This window comes from Vibrio sp. Vb0349 (assembly GCF_033338975.1).
In genome coordinates this window covers 1-1,057 of sequence record NZ_JAWOTS010000426.1, presented here as the reverse complement: position 1 = coordinate 1,057, position 1,057 = coordinate 1, and the positions used below count along the sequence as shown (strand labels likewise).

General features: G+C 44.7%; 1 pseudogene. It reads left to right on the top strand.

What is annotated here, in order from left to right:
• Positions 1–262 precede the first annotated feature (262 nt).
• Positions 263–1,057 (top strand): annotated as a pseudogene (locus R7Q47_RS26350) (hypothetical protein); the annotation flags it as partial.

Here is a 1,057-nt window from a genome sequence, read left to right as displayed (position 1 = left end):
CAATAGTATGAATGTGCAATTCAACATACTTCACGGTTTATCCTATAAATTGCGGATATTTTAAGAAATTAATATTCATTAAATTGATAACTGGCGACGGATCTTTATGATGACGGTTGATATGCCGATAGAGCACTCATTAGCCAGTGTTTGGCGGTGTAGGAGAACTGTAATTCGTCTCTACAGAACTCGATTTATTAAGGCTTAAAACTCGAATGCATAACGCATTTACGAACCGATATAACTAACAACGGAGTTGGTCGTGAAAAAACTACTATTGGCTACAGCAGTGGTCGCAGCAGCGGGGGCCGCTGGGTACCTGTACCAAAATAACCTTCCTCAGAGCGGTTCAAGCTCACTATTGGCGCAAATCCCAGCCGATTCGCTCGTAGTTACTTTCCAAACAGAACCTTTCAAACACTACGAATATGTGAACGCGTTTGGCTCTGCCAATCAAATGACCATGTCTGATATGTTTGTTGGTGAGCAGCTGTCACCAAAAGAGCAGTTTGCGATCGATCTGTTTGACGGATACTTAAAAAGTGCTGCGTCGCCAGAAACTTTGAAAGCGTATTTAGGTACAGGCGATGAGATCAACCCAGTGCTTTACACGCTCGGTATGGTGCCAGTTTACAAACTGCCAATCGAGAATCCAGAGGCGCTTTGGAAAACGTTGGATCACGAAGAGCAAATGAGCGGCGTGACACACGAAAAAGTGAAGCTGGGTACGGTGGAGTATCGTCGTTATGAAATGACGGATGCAGTAGATCCGCAAGATGGCATTGGCTTAGTTGTGGCGGTTATCGACAACGTGCTAACCGTGACGGTGGATATCGCGGAGTTGGGTGATCTTAACCCGTTGAAAATGGCGCTGGGTCTTGAGTCTCCAACCCAATCATTAGCGGATAGTGGTCGTGCTGAAGCCATCCAAACTCAGTATGGTAAAAACAACAACTCTTTTGGCTACATCGACCATCGTGAAATCATCAAAGGTTTAACCACTGTTGATGGCAACATGTTTGCTCGTCAATTAACTCGTCTTAACGTCGATCCAAAC